The 21,519-nt window shown below is 68.0% G+C and carries 10 protein-coding genes and 1 pseudogene; all 11 read right to left on the bottom strand.

What is annotated here, in order from left to right; all coding sequences use genetic code 11:
• Nucleotides 1-74 precede the first annotated feature (74 nt).
• The gene (locus BS38_RS0123205) at nucleotides 75-4,556 is read right to left on the bottom strand and encodes an FtsK/SpoIIIE domain-containing protein (protein WP_028272896.1); all 4,482 of its coding nucleotides are present in this window, start codon (nucleotides 4,554-4,556) and stop codon (nucleotides 75-77) included.
• Nucleotides 4,553-5,257: a hypothetical protein gene (locus tag BS38_RS0123200; RefSeq protein ID WP_028272895.1), complete on the bottom strand. Its 705-nt coding sequence runs from the start codon at nucleotides 5,255-5,257 to the stop codon at nucleotides 4,553-4,555. Before BS38_RS0123200 ends, BS38_RS0123205 begins: the two co-directional genes overlap by 4 nt.
• A gap of 33 nt (nucleotides 5,258-5,290) precedes the next feature.
• Complete coding sequence (locus tag BS38_RS0123195; RefSeq protein WP_028272894.1) at nucleotides 5,291-6,976, bottom strand: serine/threonine-protein kinase; 1,686 nt, start codon at nucleotides 6,974-6,976, stop codon at nucleotides 5,291-5,293.
• Nucleotides 6,973-8,739, bottom strand: coding sequence for an FHA domain-containing protein (locus BS38_RS0123190; RefSeq protein ID WP_051629128.1), 1,767 nt, complete (start codon nucleotides 8,737-8,739; stop codon nucleotides 6,973-6,975). The genes BS38_RS0123195 and BS38_RS0123190 overlap by 4 nt, the downstream gene beginning before the upstream one ends.
• Nucleotides 8,693-9,733, bottom strand: a complete 1,041-nt coding sequence (locus BS38_RS0123185; RefSeq protein ID WP_028272892.1) for a PP2C family protein-serine/threonine phosphatase — start codon at nucleotides 9,731-9,733, stop codon at nucleotides 8,693-8,695. Before BS38_RS0123185 ends, BS38_RS0123190 begins: the two co-directional genes overlap by 47 nt.
• Nucleotides 9,730-11,043 carry an RDD family protein gene (locus BS38_RS26275; RefSeq protein WP_028272891.1) on the bottom strand — a complete coding sequence of 438 codons (1,314 nt, stop codon included), beginning with the start codon at nucleotides 11,041-11,043 and terminating at the stop codon, nucleotides 9,730-9,732. The genes BS38_RS0123185 and BS38_RS26275 overlap by 4 nt, the downstream gene beginning before the upstream one ends.
• Nucleotides 11,044-11,379: 336 nt before the next feature.
• Nucleotides 11,380-11,460, bottom strand: a pseudogene (locus tag BS38_RS27915) (zinc-ribbon domain-containing protein); the annotation flags it as partial.
• Entirely contained in the window at nucleotides 11,457-13,985 is a 2,529-nt protein-coding gene (locus tag BS38_RS0123175; protein ID WP_028272890.1) for a transglutaminase family protein, read from the bottom strand. The pseudogene BS38_RS27915 and the gene BS38_RS0123175, both read right to left, overlap by 4 nt.
• Nucleotides 13,982-15,313, bottom strand: coding sequence for a DUF58 domain-containing protein (locus tag BS38_RS0123170; RefSeq protein ID WP_028272889.1), 1,332 nt, complete (start codon nucleotides 15,311-15,313; stop codon nucleotides 13,982-13,984). Before BS38_RS0123170 ends, BS38_RS0123175 begins: the two co-directional genes overlap by 4 nt.
• Nucleotides 15,314-15,365: 52 nt before the next feature.
• A complete protein-coding gene (locus BS38_RS0123165; protein ID WP_028272888.1) occupies nucleotides 15,366-16,337 on the bottom strand; it encodes an AAA family ATPase in 972 nt (323 codons plus the stop codon).
• Nucleotides 16,338-16,437: 100 nt separating this feature from the next.
• The coding region (locus tag BS38_RS26270; RefSeq protein WP_043439864.1) for an Ig-like domain-containing protein at nucleotides 16,438-21,519 on the bottom strand (5,082 nt) is incomplete at its 5' end.

Genomic DNA, 21,519 nt, shown 5'->3' with positions numbered 1-21,519 from the left:
GTTCCGTCGATGGGCACCGCTCCCCATGCACCGCTCCCCATGCACCGCTCCCCATACGGCACTTCCCGTGCCGCTCACCTCGCCGCTCCGGCCCGGCTCAGGTCCGGATCGGCCTGGCTGCGGTTTTCCGGCGGCAGCGCAATCTGCAGCTTGCGGACCTTGCCGCGGCCCACGATGTAGCCGCGGCCCGGGATGAAGTCGGAACTGATCTTGCCCAGCGATGTGCTGAGCAGGCTGTCGCCCTCGATGTCGCCCGGGTTGATCAGCAGTCCGCGCCGGCCGGATTTGAACGGCTGCGACAGTGACCACGCCGAGGACCAGGTGGAGGTCTCGGACTCGCCCACCACCCACTGGTCGGCCTTGATGGACGTGGTGACCAGCTGCTCGATGCCGGACTCGGCGCCCGTGTCAGTGAACTCGGTCAGGCCTTCGATGAAGATGGCAAGCCGGCCCGGGTTCTCCGAGGAGTGGTCCACCAGCGCGTCGATAGCCTCTTCGACGTCGTCAGCGCCCACAAGCGTCCGGTTCCAGACCTTCAGCGATGCGACGGCGGACCTGCGGGAGCCGATGTAGATCAGCTCGGTACCGGGGTTGGACCGGCGCAGCGCATAGGCCATGGTGACCAGTGCCACCGTGCGGCCGGCACCGGGCGGACCCGCCACGAGCAGCGGTCCCTTGGCCATGATTTCGGCCGGCTGGAGGGTCTCGTCGTCCACACCGATGACCGGCAGGTCCGGGCTTCCGGCGGGAAGGATGTCCAGGTCCACCTGCTCGGGCAGGCGTTCGATCTGGGGCGCCTTCTCCACCCCCTGGCGCAGCATGGCTTCGCTGAGCTTGTGGACTTCGCGGGCCTGGAGGGCCAGGTTCGAGTCGCCGCCGAGCACAGCAAGCTGGACCTCGTGCGTTCCCAGCAGGCCGCGGCCCGGGGGCGAAGCCTGGTTCAGGACGTCCTTGGGCACGTCCAGCGAAATGTAGTCGTCTTCGGAGGAGAGCCGCAGGACCAGGCGCCGCTGGATGGAAGCCAGCAACGACGCCGGGACGGAGTTGGGGCGGTCACCGGTGACAACCAGGTGGATGCCCAGCGGCCGTCCATCCGTTGCCAGCTGCAGGAAAATGTCCCACAGGGCGGACAGGCGGCTGTATTCGTAGGCCTCGCGGAAGCTGGACATGCCGTCCACCAGGATGAAGATCCGTTTCTCGTCCGGATCGTTGGCCAGCTTCCGGTATTCCACGATGGTGGAGGCCCGGACGTCGGCGTAGCGGGCGGCGCGGTCGTCTGCCACGTCGCGCAGCCACCGCAGCAGCCTGCCCACGCGTTCGACGTCGTCTCCGTTGATGATCTCGCCCACATGCGGGAGTCCGTCGAGCATCTTCAGTCCCGAGGAACCGCAGTCGATGCCGTAGACGTGGACCGGGCCTCCGCGCGGGGTGACCGCAGCGGCGATGGCGATGCCCCGCAGGGCGGCTGACTTGCCCGAGCCGCCCGTTCCGTAGATGGCCATGTTGCCGTCTTTGTCCGGCTCGTAGAAGACGGTGGGCTGGTCCTGGCGGGCGGGGTCGTCCGCCACGCCCAGGAGGAGGCGCTCGTCCGTCCTCGGATTGGGGAGCTTGGAGAAATCGTAGGTCTTGGCCAGCTCGTTGAGCCACGGTTTCCGCGGCGGAGCGATGGAAAGCACCTCCGCTGCCTTGATGATGTTCGCCGTCATGCGGGCGATGTCGTTGGGCCCGGCAGGCTCCTCCCGCACCGGCTTCTCGGGCGCCGGCGCGGCCCAGCTGGGTCCCGAGCCGAAGGCCATTTCCACAATGTCGATCTGCGGGGTCTGCGGCTTGTCCGTGGTCCAGCCGCCCGCGTAGCCGGTCTGGAAGCCCTGGATCCGGCCGGGCCCGGTCTTGGCGGCGCCGCGGCCCGGGATCGACGGGTCGAAGTAGGCCGCGGTGGGTACGCCGAGGATGTCCGTGGCGTCGTCCTCGTCGGCCATGCGCAGGGCAACCCGGAGGTTGGTGTTGGCGCGCAGGCTTTCCTTAATCACGCCGGCGGGCCGCTGGGTAGCAAGGATCAGGTGCAGGCCAAGCGACCGGCCGCGGGCGGCAACATCCACCACGCCGTCCACGAACTCCGGGACTTCGGTGGCCAGGGCGGCAAATTCGTCCACGATGATGATGAGGTAGGGCGGAGCTTCGGGGTCCGCCTCCCGCTGGAGGCCCAGCAGGTCCTTGGCCTTCTTCCGGTTGAGCAGGTGCTCCCGGTAGTGCAGCTCCGCCCGCAGGGACGTCAGCGCACGGCGCACCAGGTGCTGGGAGAGGTCCGTCACCAGCCCCACGGTGTGGGGCAGGTGCAGGCAGTCGGCGAAGGCGGCACCGCCCTTGTAGTCGACGAACAGGAAGCTCACGCGGTCCGGGCTGTAGGCGGCGGCCATGCCCATCACCCAGGACTGCAGGAATTCGGACTTTCCGGCGCCGGTGGTGCCTCCCACCAGCGCGTGCGGCCCCTCGTTCTTCAGGTCCAGGTACAGCGGTTCGATGCCTTTGGATCCCACCAGGGCACGGAGCGTGCCGTTGTCCTTGCGGTTTGCGACAGCGGTGGCGTGGACGGAGTTGTTCTCTTTCCAGCGGTCCGCCACCGCCTGGGGGTTGTCCATGAAGTCCTTGCCGATCAGGCTCACGTAGGACACCGCGCGGGGAAGGTCGGAGTCGTCGTCCACGGGTTTGCCCACGTCGATCACGGGAGACAGCATCCGAGCCAGCTGGGCGGCCAGTTCGGCGTCGAGGCTTTCGCAGCTCACCGGGTACGTGTGCCGGCCAAGCCGGACCTGGCCGGTGGTGGTTCCGTGGTCGCCGTCCACCACCATGAAGTCGCGGCACGCGGCCGGGAGGGACTGGACGCTGGTGGCCACCCACATGACGTGGACACCCGAATCCGGGCCGCGTTCCACCAGCCTGGTCAGCCGTCCGCGGTCAACGGGAGCGTCGTCTTCGACGATGACCAGGACGGAGGGCAGCACGGGTCCGGGGATGTCGCCGTCCTCTCCCTTGATGCCGGGCCGCGGCACGGGACGCGGTGTCCGGGCGCCTGCTTCGCGCTGGTCGATGAGGTCCTCGAGCCGGGCCAGCAGCGAGGAGCCGCCGGCCGGTCCGGCCGCGAGGTGGTCGCCGCTGAGCGGGCTGTGGCCGGAGCCGACGTGCGGCAGCCACTGAAGCCAGTTCCAGCGTTCCCTCGATTTGGCCGACGTGATGGCCGCGACCACCACTTCGGCGGGGGAATGAAGCCCCACGGTCTGCAGGACCATGCCGCGGGCAACGTCGTCCACGAGGCCGCGTGAACCTGCGAGCCCGAAGGCGCCGGCGGAGCGGAGCTGGGAGACGACGGGAACGCCTTCAATGTCCCGGAACTGTTTGAGGCAGGCCTGGATTTCCTGCATATACTCGGCTTCGGTTTCGTTGTTGCCGGGCTCTTCGAACGGGATGCGGGACGGCGCGGTCCCCAGCCCGAAGCGCAGGCCCAGGAACCCGTTGTGCTCCGGCCGGTGCGTCCAGAGCAGCGGTCCGAGCTTGTAGATGGAATCCACAGTGTCGCTGACGGAGGGTGCTTCCTGGAGGCGCACGGACCGTTCGATGTGCTGGAGCTCGGTGATGTCCTTGCGGAAAGCCGCCATGGCTTCGCGGAACTGCTTGAGCTGTTCCTTGCGTTCCCGCTTGCTTTGCATCTTTTGGTCCACGTAGTGGCCGATGATGAACAGCGGCATCATCATCATGAAGAGCACGGACAAAATGTTGCTCGTGACGGCGAACAGGACGGCGCCCATCATAAGCGGCGCGATCAGCATGATGTAGGGGAACGGGTGGTGCTCCTGGCGCTTGGGCCCGGCCGGCAGCACCCGCTTGGGCGGGGCGAAGCGCGGCACCACGCGGGGCGAGCGGTTGAAGTCCACCAAGGGCGACGTCGGCGCGCCGCCGTGGTGGCCAAGGCCCACCACGGAGACGGTCGTGTCGCCCAGGGTCACCGTGTCTGAGGAGTTCAGTGTTGCCCGGGTGACCGGCAGCCCGTCCATGATCAGGCCGTTGGCGGAATTCGTGTCCACGATTTCCACGGTCTCCCCCACCGTGACGCGGGCATGCCGCTTGGAGGTCATGGGGTCCGAGAGCCGGATGTCGACGTCCCGGTCCCGGCCGATGTAACTGGTGCCGGTGGGCAGCGAAAATTCCTGCCCGACGTCGGGCCCGGACAACACCCGGAGCGTCGCAGCGGCGGGTCCGCGGTTGGCGCCCGGTGCCGCAAACTGCTCGCTGACCTGGGTCAGCGAAACTATGGACCCGGGCCGGAGCCCCGATTCCAGCAGGTTGTCCGTGCGGTTGAGGATGTTGCCGCGCATCCCGCCGGCCACGAAGGCTTCATCGATGCAGAGCGACAGGTTCTCCGGCGGCCGGGTGCCCCGGCGTTCAGGATCGGCGGCCCACAGCTGGGTGGCGATGTCCGCCACAGTTGCCAGGCCGTCCACGGTTACGGCGAGGTCTTTGGCGTCGGCCGGGTCCCGGCGCAGTGTCAGGCGGATTTTCACCCTTCGTCGACCCCCCTCATTTTTTCGATCAGGTACAGGTCGTCAGCGGTCACAAGGTGCGACGTCACGGCGTGTTCGACCAGCCGCGCGCGCCGGTTGGTGGCCAGCTTGCCGCCGCCGCCGCGGAGGCCGGCGACGCCGACGCGGTCCAGTTTGTCGCACACGTTATCCAGCTTTCTGTTGAACCGGGTCAGTGCCCAGCCCAGGGTCTTGGCGGCAGACGCCGATGACGGGATGGCACTGAACCCTGTGCCGTCCCGCCGCAGCATGGGCTCGGCCAGGGCAACGATCAGCGCCTTTTGGGAGTCGGTGAAGACGACCGGTCCGATGGTTGTATCCCCGCCGCTCTCGTCTTCGGGGGCCTCCTGCCGGAACGAGGGCGTCTTGAGGTGGACGGCAAACTCGTAGGTGGTGGGGCCTGCGGTGAAAATTACGTTGGTGTGGCTGAAGACGAGGGGGATGCGGGCGCCGGGCGAGAGCCAGGCCTGCATCCCGCCGGTTCCGTCCGCCACCGTCGCCGAGAGCATGCTGCCCACATTGCTGAGCCACCAGATTCCGTCGTAGCGGGCGATCTGGAGGAACCGCCGGTGCAGGTACGGGTTATCGTCGACTTCCAGGTCGCCCTCGCGTCCGATGCTGAAGACGTCCTCGTCCGACGGCTCGTACCATTCGCCACAGAAATCTACTGCTAGATCCCCCATATTCCGTGCCTCCTCAAAGGGCAATGCTTACTATCACTGGGCACACTCATACGACGCGTCGTCTCCCATGGGAGATGCCGACCCATCGCTGCGCACGATCATCACCCAGATGCAGGCAAATTTCCCCGGGCCGGGAGTAACCTCCGCCTCCGGTGTTTTGGTGGCCTGGAAACCCTCCCCCGGCGCAGAGGTGGACATTTGCCACTTGTAGCTGTCCCCGGGCCTGGGGTCCGGGTTGGTCCACGTGAACCGGGCTTTCCCCGATTCCGTGAACTTACCGACGAGGTTGGTCACGTTCGGAACAGAGCCGTCACCCAAGGCGTCCGGCGGTGGCGCAGAAACCTTCTCCGTGGGTTTAACAACCGGCTCCGGACGGGACGCCCCCAGCACCAGCCCCAGGATCACGGCGACGACGAGGACCGCGCCGCCGGCCACCGCCAGCCAGAGGTTGCGCTTGCTGTGGTCAACCGGAGCTTCCGCGGACGCTTCCTGCACGGCCTGCGGCCTGTTGACCGTGGCGGCGATGTCGGCGTCGCCAGGTCCGCCGGGCCGCGACTCCGCCGCGACGCTCCCCCGCAGCATGGTGCCCTGCGACCAGTCATCGTGCTGCTCCGGGCGGGCCCCCTGTCCGGGGACAGGGCCGGGGACCGGGCCGGGTGCCGGACCGCGGGCGGGACCAGCGACCGGTGCCGCAGGCACGACGGGCGTAAACGCGGAAGGAGCCGCCGGACGCACCCGCGCCGGGAACGTCGGGGCGTGTCCTGTCTGGTCGGGGTCCACGGAGGCGATGCTCCGGACCCGGGTCTCTTCGAAGCCGTCGTCCGGGTGGCTGTCCTCGGCGTGTGCGTCCTCCAGGACCTCGAAGGGGGTGACGGACAGGTTCAGTTCCGCCTGGATCCGCTGCAACGCCAACGCGAAGGCATGGGCCGAGGAGTATCTGGACGCGGCCGACTTGGCCATCGACGTGGACAGCGCCAGCTCCAGCGATTCGGGAACATCCGCCCGCCCCAGCCGCGGCACGGGCGAGTTGGTAATCCGGGAGATCAGTTCACGCTGGGAGTTGTCGGCCCCCGGCAGCACGAACGGCGACCGTCCGGCCAGCAAGGTGTAGAGCGTCGCACCCAGGGCCCAGACGTCCACCATCACGCCGTCCACCGGGCCGTCCCGGAACTGTTCGGGCGGGGACCACGGGATCGACATCCCGGCGTCTTCGTCGGTGTCGCTGCCGAGGGTGCCGGAAATGCCGAAGTCGGTCAGCGCCGGACGGTTGTAATCGGTCACCAGGATGTTGGCCGGCTTGATGTCCCGGTGGGCAATGCCGGCACGGTGGGCGGTCTCGACGGCGGACGCCACCTGGATCCCGACGGCCAGGACTTCGTCCACGCTGAACCGCTGCCGGCGGTAGCGGACGTCCAGGCTGGGCCGGGAGCAGTACTCCATGGCCAGGTAGGAGTGTCCGTCCTCGGTGACCTCGGCTTCGAAAATGGTCACAATGTACGGGTGCGAGGACAGCTGGGCCATGAGGTTCGCTTCGGATTCAAAGCGTCGCCGGGCACCTTCGGTCTTCAGGTCCGACAGGAGTACCTTGACGGCCACCTTTCGCCGCGGCCTGTCCTGCTCATAGAGGTAGACGTCGGAGAACCCGCCCGAACCGAGCAGGCTGACATACGTGAAGCCGGGAATCGGCGGCGGCGGGGCTACGGGCCGCTTGGAACTCATAGAATCTCCTCGAACCGCAGCGACACATCATCGCCGAGTTCTGCAATATCACCGTCAAGAAGGATGGCCATCTCGTTCTGGGCAAGCCGCCTTGGCGGCTGGCCTTCCCGGACCAGGACTGTTCCGTTGGTGGCCTTGAGGTCGCACAGCATCACATGCCAGCCTTCCAGCCGGACCTCAATATGCGACCGGGAAATGTCGCCGCTGGGGCTTGCCACCTGGACGAGCCGGGGCATGCCGCCGCCCTGGACACGGGACACCGAGGGCTGCCGGCCGATCACGAGTGACTGGTCCAGGTCGATCAGTTCGCCGGTGGACACCCGGACGCGGCCCAGCCGCGGCCGCCGGACCTGCACGGCGTCGGACGCCAGTGCCATGCCGCAGCCGGCGCACTGCGAATGCGTCGGCGGGTTGGCGTGGCCCTGCGGGCAGACGCGGGCCAGGACCATGGGGCCGGTGGCCGGGTCGCTTCCGCCGGGCGCGCCCTGCAGTTGGGGGGTGGTCCCGAGTCCGGCGAGGTCGCTCTTCATGATCGTTTCGCCGTCGTGGTCGCCTTCCGGCACCGGAGGCACTGCCGACGGGCTGCCCCAGTCCGGCATGTCACCGGACAGGGGTGAAGCGGATGCGGGAGCGAACGACGGCGGCCCGGACGGCCGCGCGGGCTGCTCACCGCCGGTGTTCCAGGGGACGGAGTCGATCAGCCCGCCGTGCCCGGCGGGGATGAGCGGTTGCGCAGGGGCGAAGGCCTGCGCAGGAACGGCCGGCTCAGCGGCAAGAAGCTGCTCGGGCGCGGCTGCTGCAGGGGATTCGCCTTGCCCGTCGGGGGCGCCTTCCGGGTTTTCCGTTTCCACTGCGGGCTCTTCTTCAGGCTCGTCCCGGACGGCGGCATCCTCGATGCGGCGCATGACGGTCTTTTCCCACAGGTGGTCGTAGCTTCCGGTCAGCTCGTTCGCAGCAACGGGTTCCTGTCCGTCCGCCTCCTGGGAGGCCCCGGGCGCGGACGTGCCGGCCTCTTCCGTGCCGGGCGTGGCGGCGGCCGTGTACTCGAGGTCGTCGTCGGGAAGGCCCATCACCGTCTCGGCCGACGCACCGTGTTCAGCAGGCACGTCGTGGACGGGTTCGAGGACCGGCTCGGGTGCCGGTACGGGGACCGGCTCGGGTGCCGGTACGGGGACCGGTTCGAGTGCCGGGGCCGCTGCGGCCGCCGGCTCTTCGTGGTGCACGGGCACCTGTTGGGGTACCGGCACCTGATTGAGCACCGCGGCCTCGGCCGGGGCAGGCAGTGCGCCCGCAACGCGGCCCACCGTGAGGCTCTGCAGCAGGACGACCCCCTCCCCCAGCGGGAGTTCGGCAGCGCCGGCAGCGTCCCCCGGAACCGTGACTGTGTACCATTCCGGTTCGCTGAGCCTGCGCTCGGTCCACGTGGTGACGTCGCTGCCGTTCAACTCCACCGGTCCTGCCGCAAGGTGCGCTGTCAGCTCGATGCCGCCGCGGAGGAACACCCGCAGCGAATCCCGCATGTCCACAATGCCGAACCACGGAAGTTGCGCCAGGGAGCCCGCGGAGGCGCTGGTCACCGCGTGAAGCACGTCGTGGACCTCAGGTTCGCCGCCCAGCAGCTCCCACAGGGAGTCCACGAGCGCGGGCGGAGTCGCGGGCGCCAGCAGCACGGCGGTCCCGGCCCGGACTACCCCGAGCCAGGTCCCCGGGGTGTAGCTACTTGAGACCATCGCGGCGGCCCTCATCGTCGGTGCCAGCGTCATTCACGGATTCCTGACCCTGAACTGCGTCCGGCTCAGCCGCGGGCCCGGCGGATTCCGGCGAATCCGCGGGCTGCACGGCAAGGGAGGCCTCGGGAAGTTCCTCGGTATCCACTTCAGTGCTGTCCTGCACTTCGGCACTGTCCAGGATCTGGGTGCGGGGAAGCGTATCCTCGTCCTCGACGCCCGCGGCGGGCCGGGGCGCGGTGTCTGTTCCGGCGTCGTTCATCACGTTCTTGGCATCCACAACGATCACGGTGACGTTGTCGCGTCCGCCGCTGCGCAGCGCCGCCTGGATGAGGGCGTCCACGGCGTCCTGGGGGTGGCCCACCGTGCTCAGGATGCGGAACATGTGGTCGTCGGTGAGCTCCGCGTTCAGCCCGTCCGAGCAGATCATGATGCGGTCGCCTTCCTCGACGGGCAGCAGCCAGTAGTCGGCCTCGGTTTCGTCACCGGTTCCCAGGGCGCGGGTCACCACGTGCCGGCGCGGGTGCACGGCAGCCTGTTCCCTGGTGATTTCACCGGAGTCCACGAGCTCCTGGACCTCCGAGTGGTCCACGCTGACCTGCGCGAACTCACCCTGGCTCAGCCGGTAGGTCCGCGAGTCCCCGATGTTCACCACCAGCCAGTACGGGACACCCATCTGTTCCACCAGCACTACGCCGGCGAGCGTTGTGCCTGCCCGGGACCCGGTGGCGGTGCGGATCCGCTCATCGGCGCTGACCAGGTACTGCTGGACGAGGGCGGCCGTGGCCGTCCGCTCTCCCGTAGCCAGCTGCGGCATTCCGGCAAGGGTCCGGACGCAGATTCCGCTGGCGATCTCGCCCCCTTCATGGCCGCCCATGCCGTCAGCGACGGCGAACACGGGATCGGAGGCGATGAAGGAATCCTCGTTGAGCTCCCGGCGCAGGCCGCGGTCAGTGCCGTAGCCGCAGCTCAGTTGGAGTCCGGGCTCCCGGCCCGCTTCGGAGGTGGCGGCTGCCTGCTGGGAATTCATGCCTGTCCTAGGTGGAAGGTGCGGTCACCGAAGTGGACGGTGGACCCTGGTCGTACAAAGGCGGGCTCTCCGGCCTGCAAGGCGGTGCGGATGCCGTCCGGCGTGGTGACGGCGCTGCCGTTGGTGGAGTTGCGGTCCGTGACCCAGACTCCCCCGTTGTCCTCACGCAGGTGCAGGTGGGTCTTGGAGATGGAACGGCCGGGGTCCGCCACTGCCAGCAGCTGTGCGACGTCTTCGCCCGGAAAACCGCTGGGGTTCCTGCCGATGAGCGCGGTCCGGTCAAGCTGGAATTCGCGGCCGTCATCGATCCTGATGCGCAGCACGGCCACCGGTACCGGAACGGTTTGTCCGCGCATTTGGGTGCGGTCGTGGTCGTCGTCGGGGTGGAGGGCCCAGGCCTGGGACGGGGCCTGGGGCGCCGGGTCCTGCAGGGGCTTGGTCTGCGCCGGCGCGGGTGCCGGCTGGAAGTGTGTCGGGACGGGCGCGGCCTGGGGCTGGGCCTGTACCTGTGCCGGGACGGAGACGGGCGCGGGGGCCACCGGGGGCTGCCACTGGTTCGGGTTAAGGGGTGGCTGCGGGATGGCGGCAGGCTGGCTGAAACCCTGGCGCGGTTCCGCGGCCCGCGCGGTGACCGTCTGGCCCGGCCTGACGGCTGCGCCCGCAATCGGTGATGACACCTGCTGCACGGGCGGGAGGTCCAGCGGCGCGAAACTGTACGGGCCCTGGATGCCTCCGGTGGCTACGGGGTTCCGGCCGGCGTTGACATCGAACATGAGCGTCTTGGCCGCTTTGTCGTGCCAGCCCCTGAGCTTGGCGTTCTTGTCCCAGGAGTTGGACACCACCACGAGGAAGGCCCAGGCGATAGCGAGCACGGCCAGCGGCGCGATGATCCACAGCGCGGCCCCGAACCATTTGAAAACCACCACGAGCACCGTGGCAAGAACCAGCAGGAGGAGGCCGGCCCCGGTGATGAGGCCCCGCAGGAACAGGGCTCCGGCGCCGGGGGCATAGCCGTCCTGGTCCGTGCTGCGGATACCCATGAGCTGGTTGCCGATGGTGTTGCCGGAGCGGCCCTCGATTCCGAGGAGAACCAGTGTGTAAACCACGGCGATGCCCGCCGCAATGCTGCCCAGCAGCACCAGCATGGCCGTGTCGTAAATGATGAAGCCGCCGCTCTGGGTGCGGGTGATGCTGGCAAACCCGATGGTCAGCATCACCACCAGAACCGCTGCCGGCCCCACCCAGTCGAGCACCGCGGCGCCGAGCCGTCGTCCTGCCGCTGCGGGAACGATGTCCAGTTTGCCGCCCATTCCGGTACCTCCCCCTTGTACGTGCGAGCCGTGCGTCTGCACGCCGGCCAAGCGGCCGTCCTGCACAAATACCCCCCGTCCGGGGGCACCCTGCCCATCGGAACCTTGTCCGTGGACCGCCTGCCCCTGGCTCGCTTGCCCGGGCACCGATTGTCCTTGCACCGCTAGTCCAGGCACAGTTTGTCCCCGGAGGCCCGGCCCGGCGGCTTCCGCCCCGGCGTGCGCTACGGGGATACTACCGGGAATCTGGCCGCCGTGCGCGGCGGCCCGCTCCATCAGCTCCCGCTGCGAGTGGTCGATGTTCCGGTCATTGCGGGCGGCCCGGTTGCTGAGCGGCGCGCCGCAGGACGGGCAGAACGCCGCTCCGGGACGTATTAACTGCTGGCAGCGCTGGCAGCGCTCGGCGTCATGCGTCATGGTTCGTTGCGGTTCTCTCGTAGGGTGCGCCTCAGCACGGTCTGTTCAGTGGCCGGACCGGATGTGTCCGGCCCGGAGCCACCGTCCACCCTACCCGCGGGCTCTGCTTTGGCCGTCCGGACCAGCCGGGGTCCCTTGAGCTTGAGCGCTGTCCGGCCGTCAGCCAGGAGTGACCGCGGCGAGAACCGCGCAGCCTGGCGCCGCCAGAATCCCACGGTGGCGGTCATTTCCTTCAGCGAGCCGTCCACAATGGTCCAGTACTCCTGGACCTCCGCCTCGCTTGGCTGGCCGGCGCCGAAAATGGAGGCGTCGGCGCGCCGCGCCAGCAAGGTGGTGGTTCCGGCAGTCGCAGGAAAAGCTTCACCGAGGACGACGGCGGATTCCCGGCGGGTTGCGCGGGTGTCCAGCGCAGCACCCATGTCCGTGGCGAGGCTGACCACTTCATTCCAGCCGCCGCCCACCCGCTGGGCCGGGTGCCCGTCGGAGAACCGGGCCTTGCGGCGACGGCTCTTGAGCAGTGCGATGAGCAGCAGCGGCAGCGCCAGGATGGCGACGGGGATCAAGGCAATGCCGATTGCGGTGAGGATCGGTCCCCAGAACAGCCACGGGTTGTTCTTCTTCTCGTCGGCGTCCAGGGCGTCCGGGGAAGAGTCCGGCGGCAGGTCGGCGGGTTCCTGCGGCGGCGGCGGGGGCTGCAAGACCTGGGGTTTGGGCTTGGACTTGTTCTCGGGATCCGGCGGAATGGGCACGTTGTCCTTGGGCGGGGTGGGGTCGAAGGAGACCCACCCGACACGGTCGAACGCCACCTCCACCCAGGCGTGTACATCCTTGCCGGTGATTTTCACTTCGCCGGCGCCGTTTTCCGGGCTCTTCGGATCCGGGTAGAAGCCCATCACCACCCGCGACGGGATGCCCAGGTGCCGTAGCATCAGGGACATCGCCACGGCGTATTGTTCGTCGTCGCCCAGCATCTGCTTGGCGGTCAGGAGGCTCCGGATGCGTGCCGAGCCGTGCCCTGAGACGCTGGGCAGCTGGCCTTCGTCGATCAGGCCGTTGCTGAAGGCGCCCTTCTTTTGGAAATGCGCCTCGATCTGCCGGACGCGGTCGATCGCCGTGGGGGCGTCGGCGGACAGATCGTTGGCCTGCGAACCGACCACCGGCGGAACTTCCTGGGCGTCCGGGAGCGCCACCTTGGCGAAGTCGTACTGAGTGAGCTGGCCGTGTTCCAGCTTCGCGGGGTCGGATACCTGCACGCTGTAGGCATCGCCCTTCGTGAGGCCCTTCGTGGTCACAGCGGTGTCCGTTCCGGAGTTGAAGTAGAGTCCGGAGGCGGCTCCCGAAGACTCCCCGGTGAAGCTGATTCCGGTAGTGCGGCGGCCGCCGGGCAGGAAGTACCCCTGGTAGTCCTCGATGGTGATATCCAGCGTGTAATCGTTGCTGGGGACGACGCCGTCGGAGTCGGCCAGGGTGTTCAGGGACTTGGCATCCCCCACCTTGCTGAAATTGCCGGAGCTATCCGGGTCCATGTTGTAGTTGGTGCCGTTGAAGGCATCCAGGGCCGCCAGGCGGACGCGCCCGTCCCGGGGCAGGCCGCTCACCACAAACAGGTTGTCGTCTTTCTTGTCCTTGACGAAATTACGGAAGCTCGCCAGCGGGGTGATGTAGTCCTTCGGGTCGAACGGCGGAACGATCGTGTTACGGAGAACCGTCCTGTCATCGCTGGCCGTAACGAGCGGCGACGCCACCGCCGTGATGGCCACGCAGGCCGCGATAACGCCCGCGGCGGATCCCAGCCGGCGGACCTTGGCGCGGCGTGCGGTGGCGGCATCGGCGTCCGGGCGGTTGACGGACACCTTGCGAGTGTCGTTGCGCCGGTGTGCGTCGCGGCGGAAGGTTGCCCAGGCCACCGCCACCACCGTCAGGGAGACTCCGCGCTCCACGTTCAGGAAGCCGGCGTTGGTGCTGAAGGCAATACCGGTCACGAAGAGCACCAGCACCGGCAGGAGCGGCCAGTACGGGCTCTTCAGCCGCCAGGTCATCAGTCCTGCGGCCAGCGCGGTGATGAGGGCGCTGAGGAACGGGACAATGAGCATTCCGCCGGCTGTTCCCACCGGCACACCCACGGTCAGCATGTCCTTCCAGGCAAAGACGACGCCCAGCAGGAGGGTGCGCAGTGACTCGAGAGTGGGAACAAAGCCGGCGACGGCGGCATCGGGCACGGCAAACAGCGTTCCGAGAACCAGGTAGGCGCCCAGCGTTGCCGCGGCTGTGATGAGGGCTCCGAGCCTGAAGTGGGCGTTGGCCGCGGCAATGCCCAGGCCCAGCAGGATGCCGCCGAATCCGGCGATCAGATAATAGGGGTCGCCGCCAAAGCTGAGGCTGAAGCCGAGGACTCCAAGCCCCAGCAGGACCACCAGGGCACCGGCGTCGAGCGCGAAATGCCAGGCCGGCTGGCCGTCGCTGAAGGCGGACGTCCGCGACTGCGCGGGCTGCCGGCGCGGGCGGAATGCGGGCGCGGAGCTCATGCAGCCGCCTTTCTCAGGATGATGGCGAGGTCGGACAAGTCCCCCAGCGTCAGGACGGTCAGGTCCGCGATGTTCGCGCGGGCCGGCGCGGCGCCGGTCTCGAGGCGGACGGCGAGGCTGCGCACTCCCGGCGGCACCGAAGCCGCTGCCGAACGGAGCTGGGCCGGGGTGACCCGGCTGCCCACGACAAAGAAAACCACCGAAGCGTTCGGGACGGTGTCCGCCAGCGTCCGGGCAAGGTCGACGGCGGTCTTCCGCATCGGCGAACCCACGATCCTGGTCATGTCGTCGAGCATGTTCCGGCCGGTCTCACAGCGGAGCGGACCCTTCTGGGTGAGGACGTCGAGTTCGCGCTGCTCCCGGATGGCCTGGCGGCCGATGGACGCGGCGGCGGAAACAGCGAGCTCGAATTCGTGCTCGGAGTCATACTCGTCCGTGTTGATGGAAAGCGAAATGGCGAGGTGGGCGCGGCGCGTCTCCTCGAACTGGCGCACCATGAGTTTGTTGGTCCGCGCGGTGGTCTTCCAGTGGATGTGGCGGCGGTCGTCGCCCGGCACATAGTCACGGAGGGCGTGGAACGACACGTCGGCGCTGGACAGGTCCGTGGTGGGCATGCCTTCGAGGTCGCGGATGAAGCCGGCGGCGGAACCGGCCAGGGCTACGGTTCGCGGATGCACGTAGAGGTCCTCCGGCTCAGTCCACAGCACCTGGCGCCGCAGCAGGTGCAGGGGGTCGGCCCGGACGGAGCGCACCGGACCAACTACAATGACGGCCCGCCGGGCGGTGGGGATGGTGAAGAGGTCCTCATGGACCTGCTGGGGTTTCATCCGCGGCAGGTGGAAGACGGCGGTGGCTGCTCCCACGGGAAGCTCCAGCGCGGCCGGCAGGAGGGGACGCGCGGAGGTATTGGAGACGGCGATGCTGCCGACAGCACTGTCGCCGACGGCCACCCGGGTCCTGGCGAGGTCCAGCACCACGCCGTAGGAGGAGCGCCCCAGGATGAATCCGACGGCAAGGACGAACAGCACGAAAGCGGCCACCGCGGCGGCCTTTGCTTCCTGCCAGCCGTAGGCCTGGCCGACGCTCCACAGCAGGATGGAGGCGGCAAGGACGGACCAGCCGAGGACGCTGACCACCGAGAGGACGGGCCAGGCATACGTCAGCCAGAGTTCCCGGACTTTCGACCAGGCGGGCGCGAGCACCAGGCCCGCCGTGCTGACGGCTTCGGACCACATGGCGGCCGGGTGCAGGCGTGAGGCCTTCCCGTCACCGGAAAACGGCCTTTTCAGGCGGTCAGCAAGCCGGGTCAACGGAGTGCTGCTGGACATATCTGTGCCTTTGTTCGCGCGGTGGATGTGCCGGAATGGTGGGCGGGCACCGCTAGACGGCGGCGCGCTGCTGCGGGGCAGCGACGTCGGACAGCACGCGGGCCAATACGGCTTCGGCGGTGGCACCGGAGAATTCCGCTTCCGGGTCCATCACGAAACGGTGCGTCCAGACGACGCTGGCGAGGTCCTTCACGTCGTCGGGCAGGACGAAGTTCCGTCCCTGGCTCGCAGCCCAGACCTTTGCCGCCCGGACCATGGCCAGTGCTCCACGGACCGAGACTCCGAGCCGGGTCTCGGGGGCGTTACGGGTTTCCTCGCACAGCCGTGAAATGTATTCCAGCACGGCGGTGTCCACGTGCGTGGTGGCAGCGAGGTCGGCCATGTCAGCCACCGCCTGTGTGGTGATGACCGCGGAGAGCTCCTTGGACCGGTCCTTGAGGTTGGCGCCTCCCAGCAGTTGCACCGTGGACGCGTGGTCCGGGTACCCGATGGACGTTTTGATCAGGAACCGGTCCAGTTGGGCTTCGGGCAGCCGGTAGGTACCCGCCTGCTCGATCGGGTTCTGCGTGGCCATGACCATAAACGGACGGCCGGCTTCATAGGTTGTGCCGTCCACCGTGACCCGTGACTCCTCCATGACTTCCAGGAGGGCGGACTGCGTCTTGGGCGAGGCCCGGTTGATCTCGTCCGCCAGCACGATGTTGTTGAAGATGGGTCCCTTGTGGAACTCGAACTTCTGGGTCTTCTGGTCGTAGATGGTGACACCCGTGACATCCGAGGGCAGCAGGTCCGGGGTGAACTGGATCCGGTTATTGGACCCCTGCACGGTGGCGGCCAGGGCACGGGCCAGTGAGGTCTTGCCGGTACCCGGCGCGTCTTCGAAGAGCACGTGCCCTTCGGCCAGCATGGCGGTGAAGGTCAGGCGGATGACGTGCGACTTGCCCAGCACGGCCTGTCCTACGTTGGCAACGAGCTTCTCGAACGTTCCTGCAAACCAGTCGGCCTGCTCAGTTGTCATGGTCATGGGTCAATCCTCTTCCGGGTGTCGGCTGACGCGGCGGGCCGATGCCCGCTTCGTCCAGCGATTAGTCTAATTGTTTGCTTGGGCCCTGATTACCCCGGCATTACCGCTTGGGCATGCCGGCCGGCGGGTTTGTGCCCAGGGACGTGGTGTCGCCGCGGGCGAAGTTGCCGCTGGCGGCTCCTGAGGTGAGGTGGTACCAGATCCTGGTGCCCCACTGCACGTAGTAGTCGGCCTGCGCCGTATAGCCGGTGTCGAACCACCGTCCGGGGCTGAGGCACTGGTCCGGGTTAGTGTTCCGGTAGCTGTTCGTGCTGCTATTCGCCTCCGTGCAGGTCCTGACCGGGGTCGCCCTGATGTCCCACGACGTCGGTGCCGGCGGTGGCGGCTCCGCCCCGCTGCGCGAGGTATCGCTGCCGATGCGCCCCGCCTGGCCCGCGCTGATGGCACGGACCCGCAGTGTGTGCGTCTCGCTGAAGCCGACGGTCTTCGAGAACGACCGCTGCCCGGTGTCCTGCCAGCCTCCGCCGTCCAAGCTGTACTGGTAGCCGGTTACGGCCCTGCCGTTGCCGCTGGGCTGGTTCCAGTTCCAGGAAACGGTCCTGTCCCCGACGCCGCTGCTGTTGCTGCCCGTCACGGTCGGCGCGAAGGCGAGCCCGTAAGGGTTGACGGTGTTGGACGCAGGGCTTGCGTCACCGGCCGTGGAACTGCGGGACGAAACGGCCCACACAACGACGGCGGTATCCGTGCCGTTGGCAGCCGGGACGACTGCTCCGCCGGCAGCAATGTTTCCGCTGCCGCCGCCCGACGTCAGACGGTACTTGTAGGTGATTTCACCAGGAGTCGATCCGTTGCGCTGGGCATCGGTCAACACCGGGAACCTCACATCGATCCTCCCGCCGTCTCCGCCGGTGTCGACGAGGGCCGCGGTGGGTTTGCCCACCATGTCCGGCTTGCCCACCGCCCGGACGGCCGCGGATTGCGCGCTCGTGCCGGAGGTGCCCGCCTTGTTGGTGGCCGACACGGTGAAGGTGTAACCCGACTCGGAGTTGTCCACCGTGACGTTCTGCGACGTCCCGGCGACCTGCTGGGTGGCGACGACGGCCCCGCCCCTCAGCGTGGTCAGTGTGTACGCCGAGATGGCATCGCCGTTGTTGTTCGGCGCCGTCCAGGTCACCCTGAGCTGGCTCTGCGTACCGACGGACTGCGCCGCTGCCGCGCTGGGAGCGGCCGGAGTAACCGGGACGCCGGCAGGGATTTCCGCGGCGGAGTAGGCACTCCACTCGGAGGGTTCCTTGGCATCGTTCCGCGCGAGGACACGCACCTTGTAGGAAACGCCGTTCTGCAGCCCCTTCCACACATAGCTGAGCGAAGTCAGGTTCTGGATCTGGGCGTTCTGCCCGGCCGGAGCAGGTGAGATTTCCAGGTCGTAGGACTTGACGGGCGAGCCCTTGCTGGCCGGCGCCGTCCACGTCACGCTGAGCTGCTTGTCCCCGAACTTCAGCACAGGGGCAACGGGGGTGTCGGGCTTGACGTCCGGGCGGACTTCGGCCGAAGCCGGGGACCGGTCGGAGTCGCCGAACTCATTCGTGGCAGTCACCTGGAAGTGGTACTTGGTGTTGTTGGTCAAACCCGTGAGCGTGCACGAGTTGGCCGGGCAATCCTGCTTGTAGCCGCCCTCGCCGTAGACCGTGTACCTGGTAATGGGTGAGCCTCGGTCCGCCGGCGCGGTCCAGTTCAGCAAGGCCGTCTGATCGCCGACGCTCTGCGCCTGCGGCGTGGCCGGGGCCAGCGGCTTGTCCTTGACCGTCAGGCGGATGCGCGCCGTGGCATGCCGGGAGGTCTCCCCCGTCTTGTCCTCCACGGTGTAGGCCACCACGAGTGTTCCGGTGAAACCGGAAGCAGGCGTCACGTTCACGTCACCGCCAGCCACCTCGACGTTGCCGAGTCCGGTTTCGACGCCGGCCTCCACGATTTTCAGCGGCGTCTCCGGGAACGGGTTGGAGTCGTTTGCCAGCACGTTGATGGACACGGTCTTGCCCGCCGCCGCGTTGGGTTCAACGTCGTCACTGGCCACGGGCTTGGGCCGGTTGGAAGAGATAACGGCCAGCTGGAACGCGGCAGTGGTCTCGAGTCCCCGGGGATCCTTTGCCCTGACCTGCACGGTACCCCCAGTGCCTGTGGCCATGGCACCGTCGACTGACGCTTTGAGGACCTTGCCGTCAATGCGGGCGTTGAAGCCGGCGGGGCCGTCGCCCACCAGCTCATACTTCATGTTGTCCACGTCGTCCCGGTCGGGGTCCGAGGTCAGCCGGCCAAGGTCCAGCTCCGCGGACTCCCCCTTCGGCACGTCCACCGAGCTTCCCAGCAGGGTGGGCGGGTTGTTCCGGTTCGGGTCCGGCAGGACCTTGGTCCGGATGCTGAGGGTCGATTTCAGGCCCTGCGGATCATCCGGGCCGGTGCCGTCCGTGACTTCAAAGCTGATGGAGCCGGGCCCCACATAGTCCTGGCCAGCGGTGTAGCTGATCGCAGTGCCGTTGCCGGCAACAGGGTCGCCGCCGTCGGATCCGATGAGCTTGATCCGGTCTGTCTGGGTCAGTCGCGGGGACTTTCCGTCGCGGACCTTCACCCATTCCTTCAGGTCGACCGTTACCGACTGGCCGGCAACGACCTCGAGCACCTCGTCCTTGGCAAGCGTCGGCACTTGCTGGCCGATGCCCGGCACCCAGATGATGGCGGTGGATTTCTGGCCGTCCACGTCCTCCACCGTGTACGGAATCAGCTGTGGCTGCTCGGTCAGCTCCACCACCATGTTTCCGTCGGTGCCGGGCCGGGCGGTGGTGGCCTCCGTGGCGATCTTCAGGTTCTCGCCCACGCCGTCCGGATCCTCGTCGTTCTTCAGTACGGGCACATCAACGGCGGTCTTGCCCAGGGTCTGCGCGGAGGTCACGCGGTCGTCCCGTGCGATGGGTGCCTGGAGCGGAACGTCACCGCGGACGTTCACCCGGATGGTGGCCTGGGCCGACGCTCCGCGGTCGTCGACGATCGTGTAGCGGACGTTGACGGTGCCCTCGCTCGCCGGAGCCTGCAGGAGGATTCGTCCGCTGGCCTTGCTCACGGTTGCCTGGAGTTCCGCGGGCGCCTCGATGCCGTCGGCCACAATGCCGATGGGGTCGCCGTCGGGGTCTGTGTCGTTGCCCGCCGCGTCCACCGCGATCTGGCGCCCCGGACGGACCTGGACGTCGTCGTCAACGGGGGTGGGTTTCTGGTTCGCGTCGCCCCGCGGGGCAATGCCCACGGTCACTGTGCCGGTATTGACGGCCCCCTGCCGGTCCACCACCTTGTAGCGGAAGGTGTCCGTGCCGGCGCCGTCGCCGGCTGCGGTGAAGTCGATGAAGTTGCTGCCGACGGTCGCGGTGCCCATGTTGGGGGTGCTGTCGATTCCGGTCAGCTGCACCGAGTCGCCGTCGGGATCGATCCCGTCCAGTTCCACCGGGATGCGGACCGAGCCGGCCGCCACCACCCTTGCCGTCAGGTTCTTCGGCTGCGGACGGGAGTTCTCGGCGCCTTCCAGCGGCAGGATGTGGATGGTGACGGCCGCGGCGCTCTTCTGGCCCTGCGGGTCGACCGCGTTGTAGATCGCACGGACCGTCCTGGGCTGGGACCCGGCGATGAAGCGCAGCGTGTTTTCCGAGACGAAGCTCTTGCCGTCCTCCGCCGGTACTGCCTGCGGCAGCACCGGGTCCACAGTCAGTTTCTGGCCCTGCGGATGGGTGTCGTTGGCCAGCACTGGAATGGTCACGACGTCGTTCACGCGGACGTTTACTTCGTCCGGTTTCGGTTGGGGCGCTTCGACGACGGCGGGCGCCGGCACCGGCACCACGGAGACACTGCCGGTGGCGGACTTCCGTCCGTTGGACATCGTGTACTGGAAGGTGAACGGTTCCTTGGTGCCCAGCACGTCGGTGATCCGCAGCACGCTGTGGTCGATCACGCTGACCGATGCCGTGGTGTTCTCCGGAAGCTGGACCGACTGCAGCACCAGCACGCCGCCGGAGGGGTCGGAGTCGTTGGCCAGGGGGTCCAGGAGCACGCTTCCGCCGGTCGGCATCAGCGCCACGTCGTGGACAGCCACGGGATCGCCGGTGTCCTTGCCGGACTCCACATCCACGCGGATGAGTCCCTGGCTGCTTTGTGGGCCGTTGCTGGCGATGTAGGTCAGGTACACGGGGCCGGCGGTCTCGCTGCGGAACGTGAAGGTTCCGCCGTCGGTGACGGGGCCGAGTTCGGCCGGTCCGGAGGCTTCCACCTGGGCGAGCCGCAAGGCGCCGCCGTTGGGGTCGACGTCGTTCTTCAGCGGCGCGATCACCAGGTCCTGGCCGACGACGGCCGTGACATGGTCCGCGTTGACCACCGGCGCGAGGGCGCCCGGCGGCTGGACGTTCACCACTACCTGTCCGGTGGTGGTGTCGCGGCCGTCCCACACGGACACCGTGACGGTCTTCTTGCCGGGTGCGGCCCCTGAATCCTGGTAGGTCAGCAGCCCGTCACGGCGGACCTTGACCTGGTCCTGCTCGTTGTCTGCCTTGGCGTCCAGCAGCACGAGGTCGTCGCCGTCGGGGTCCGCCCAGTCGGTGAGGATGTTCTGGCTGACGGTCTTCCCCTGCTCCACCAGCATGGTGGTGGGCTCGCCGCGTTTGAAGACGGGGGGCTTGTTTTCGTCGGGACCCACGACGTTCAGGGAGACCTGCCCGCCGGCGGACAGGCCCCGGCCGTCGGCCGCGTTGTAGCTGAAAGTTTCGGAGCCGGGCTTGGCGTCGGCCGGAACCGTGATCTGGAAGGCCGTTCCGCCGTAGATGTTCTGGAGCGTGCCTGAAGCGGGCCCGGAGCCCCCGACGGACGCCGTCAGGACGTCACCGTCGGGGTCGGAGTCGTTGTCCAGGACGGGGAGGATGGTGGTTCGCCCCGGCCGGACGCCGACGGTGTCAGCCTTGGTTTCCGGCGGCCGGTTGGGCTTGGTCCGGTCCGGCAGGATGTTGATGGTGTTGTTGTCCGCCGATTCCTGGTCCTGGTCATCGGACTGGTTCTTGGGCGGGATGACGTCGTCCCAGTTGTTGACCAGCTGCATGTTCTGGTTCACCAGCCACACATTGCCCGAATTCACATCGTTCAGCACCACCAGGTC

Origin of the sequence: Arthrobacter sp. UNC362MFTsu5.1 (genome assembly GCF_000685965.1) — a bacterium.
GTDB lineage: Bacteria > Actinomycetota > Actinomycetes > Actinomycetales > Micrococcaceae > Arthrobacter.
Note: the sequence above shows the minus strand (reverse complement) of the source record. Positions and strands in the feature narration are given on the sequence as shown.

Bases quoted from the DNA above. Each gene is read 5' to 3' on its own strand.
- BS38_RS0123200 (WP_028272895.1), bottom strand. From the start codon at position 5,257: ATGGGGGATCTAGCAGTAGATTTCTGTGGCGAATGGTACGAGCCGTCG.
- BS38_RS0123195 (WP_028272894.1), bottom strand. From the start codon at position 6,976: ATGAGTTCCAAGCGGCCCGTAGCCCCGCCGCCGCCGATTCCCGGCTTC.
- BS38_RS0123190 (WP_051629128.1), bottom strand. From the start codon at position 8,739: ATGACGCTGGCACCGACGATGAGGGCCGCCGCGATGGTCTCAAGTAGC.
- BS38_RS0123185 (WP_028272892.1), bottom strand. From the start codon at position 9,733: ATGAATTCCCAGCAGGCAGCCGCCACCTCCGAAGCGGGCCGGGAGCCC.
- BS38_RS26275 (WP_028272891.1), bottom strand. From the start codon at position 11,043: ATGGGCGGCAAACTGGACATCGTTCCCGCAGCGGCAGGACGACGGCTC.
- BS38_RS0123175 (WP_028272890.1), bottom strand. From the start codon at position 13,985: ATGAGCTCCGCGCCCGCATTCCGCCCGCGCCGGCAGCCCGCGCAGTCG.
- BS38_RS0123170 (WP_028272889.1), bottom strand. From the start codon at position 15,313: ATGTCCAGCAGCACTCCGTTGACCCGGCTTGCTGACCGCCTGAAAAGG.
- BS38_RS0123165 (WP_028272888.1), bottom strand. From the start codon at position 16,337: ATGACCATGACAACTGAGCAGGCCGACTGGTTTGCAGGAACGTTCGAG.